Genomic DNA, 3,286 nt, shown 5'->3' on the forward strand with positions numbered 1-3,286 from the left:
ACAACGAAAAAACCCCGGCCTGCTGGCCGGGGTTTCCGAAAAGGTGCCTGACGATGACCTACTCTCACATGGGGAGACCCCACACTACCATCGGCGCTGAGCGGTTTCACTGCTGAGTTCGGCATGGGATCAGGTGGTTCCCGCACGCTATGGTCGTCAGGCGTAACTGGTGAGGGGATGGCCGGCGCACCGTCATCCCCTCGTGAATCATGCTGACGCTACGTCTCGCGTATCCGTCAATTGTCCTGCGTCATGCGCAGACCCCTTGGGGTTATATGGTCAAGCCTCACGGGCAATTAGTACACGTTAGCTCAACGCCTTGCAGCGCTTCCACACCGTGCCTATCAACCAGCTGGTCTCGCTGGGCCCTTCAGGAGGCTCAAGGCCTCAGGGAAGTCTCATCTTGAAGGGGGCTTCCCGCTTAGATGCTTTCAGCGGTTATCCCGTCCGTACTTAGCTACCCGGCAGTGCCACTGGCGTGACAACCGGAACACCAGAGGTACGTCCACTCCGGTCCTCTCGTACTAGGAGCAGCGCTTCTCAAACTTCCAACGCCCACGGCAGATAGGGACCGAACTGTCTCACGACGTTCTAAACCCAGCTCGCGTACCACTTTAAATGGCGAACAGCCATACCCTTGGGACCGACTTCAGCCCCAGGATGTGATGAGCCGACATCGAGGTGCCAAACACCGCCGTCGATGTGAACTCTTGGGCGGTATCAGCCTGTTATCCCCGGAGTACCTTTTATCCGTTGAGCGATGGCCCTTCCATACAGAACCACCGGATCACTAGAACCTACTTTCGTACCTGCTCGACGTGTCTGTCTCGCAGTTAAGCACCCTTATGCTCTTGCACTCAATGCACGATTTCCAACCGTGCTGAGGGTACCTTCGTGCTCCTCCGTTACTCTTTGGGAGGAGACCGCCCCAGTCAAACTACCCACCACACACTGTCCTCGACCCGGATGACGGGCCTGAGTTAGAACGCCAATGATGCCAGGCTGGTATTTCAAGGTTGGCTCCACCCGAACTGGCGTCCGGGTTTCAAAGCCTCCCAGCTATCCTACACAAGCAACATCAGCATCCAGTGTGAAGCTATAGTAAAGGTTCACGGGGTCTTTCCGTCTAGCCGCGGGTACACAGCATCTTCACTGCGATTTCAATTTCACTGAGTCTCGGGTGGAGACAGCGTGGCCATCATTACGCCATTCGTGCAGGTCGGAACTTACCCGACAAGGAATTTCGCTACCTTAGGACCGTTATAGTTACGGCCGCCGTTTACCGGGGCTTCGATCAAGAGCTTCGCCCGAGGGCTAACACCATCACTTAACCTTCCGGCACCGGGCAGGCGTCACACCCTATACGTCCGCTTGCGCGTTAGCAGAGTGCTGTGTTTTTAATAAACAGTTGCAGCCACCTGGTATCTTCGACCGCGTCGGGCTCGGGGAGCAAGTCCCTTCACCCTAATGCGGCGTGCCTTCTCCCGAAGTTACGGCACCATTTTGCCTAGTTCCTTCACCCGAGTTCTCTCAAGCGCCTTGGTATTCTCTACCTGACCACCTGTGTCGGTTTGGGGTACGGTCCCACAGTATCTGAAGCTTAGAGGCTTTTCCTGGAAGCGTGGCATCGACGACTTCCACCCCGTGGGGTGTTCGTCTCACCTCTCGGCCTTAGGATCCCGGATTTGCCTGAGATCCCAGCCTACTGGCTTTCACCAGGACAACCAACGCCTGGCTCGCCTAGCCTTCTTCGTCCCCCCATCGCAATACTGTGAGGTACGGGAATATTAACCCGTTTCCCATCGACTACGCCTTTCGGCCTCGCCTTAGGGGCCGACTCACTCTGCTCCGATTAGCGTCGAACAGAAACCCTTGGTCTTCCGGCGGGGGCGTTTTTCACGCCCCTTGTCGTTACTCATGTCAGCATTCGCACTCGTGATACCTCCAGCATGCTTTTCAACACACCTTCATTGGCGTACACGACGCTCCTCTACCGCTCGTCTTACGACGAACCCGTAGCTTCGGCACCTGGTTTGAGCCCCGTTACATCTTCCGCGCAGGCCGACTCGACTAGTGAGCTATTACGCTTTCTTTAAAGGATGGCTGCTTCTAAGCCAACCTCCTAGCTGTCTAAGCCTTCCCACATCGTTTCCCACTTAACCAGGATTTTGGGGCCTTAGCTGACGGTCTGGGTTGTTTCCCTTTTCACAACGGACGTTAGCACCCGCTGTGTGTCTCCCACGCTCGCACTCACCGGTATTCGGAGTTTGCCTCGGGTTGGTAAGCCGGGATGGCCCCCTAGCCGAAACAGTGCTCTACCCCCGGCGGTGATACGTGAGGCGCTACCTAAATAGCTTTCGAGGAGAACCAGCTATCTCCGAGCTTGATTAGCCTTTCACTCCGATCCACAAGTCATCCAAACCTTTTTCAACAGGTCCTGGTTCGGGCCTCCAGTTGATGTTACTCAACCTTCACCCTGCTCATGGATAGATCGCCCGGTTTCGGGTCTATTCCCAGCGACTGGTCGCCCAGTTAAGACTCGGTTTCCCTACGCCTCCCCTATACGGTTAAGCTCGCCACTGAAAATAAGTCGCTGACCCATTATACAAAAGGTACGCGGTCACAGAACAAGCCTGCTCCCACTGCTTGTACGCATACGGTTTCAGGATCTATTTCACTCCCCTCTCCGGGGTTCTTTTCGCCTTTCCCTCACGGTACTGGTTCACTATCGGTCAGCCAGGAGTATTTAGCCTTGGAGGATGGTCCCCCCATGTTCAGTCAAGGTTTCACGTGCCCCGACCTACTCGATTTCACGACACTCGGATTTCGGCTACGGGACTATCACCCGCTATGGTCAGGCTTCCCAGCCTGTTCGCCTATCGGTTGTGCCGCTTAAGGGCTAGTCCCCGTTCGCTCGCCGCTACTAGGGGAATCTCGGTTGATTTCTTTTCCTCGGGGTACTGAGATGTTTCAGTTCCCCCGGTTCGCCTCCCACACCTATGGATTCAGTGTGGGATACCCTGCAAGCAGGGTGGGTTTCCCCATTCAGAGATCTCCGGGTCACAGGTCGTTTGCCACCTCACCGAAGCTTATCGCAGGCTACCACGTCTTTCATCGCCTCTGGCTGCCAAGGCATCCACCGTATGCGCTTCATCGCTTGACCATATAACCCGAAAGGGTCTGGTCCGCGATGACGTACGACAATTGCCGGATACGCTTGAGACGTATCTTGCGTCCTTTCCTTGCGGAAAGAACATTGTCAGCATGATTCACATTGTTAAAGAGC

General features: G+C 55.5%; 2 rRNA genes. Both read right to left on the minus strand.

Annotated elements, in window-relative coordinates:
- Positions 1–45: 45 nt before the first annotated feature.
- Positions 46–161 (minus strand): 5S ribosomal RNA (gene rrf, locus JH15_RS17395).
- A 114-nt stretch (positions 162–275) separates the two neighbouring features.
- A 23S ribosomal RNA gene (locus tag JH15_RS17400) occupies positions 276–3,163 on the minus strand.
- Between the last annotated feature and the right edge of the window lie 123 nt (positions 3,164–3,286).

Origin of the sequence: Litchfieldella xinjiangensis (assembly GCF_000759345.1) — a bacterium.
Taxonomy (GTDB): Bacteria; Pseudomonadota; Gammaproteobacteria; order Pseudomonadales; family Halomonadaceae; genus Litchfieldella_A; species Litchfieldella_A xinjiangensis.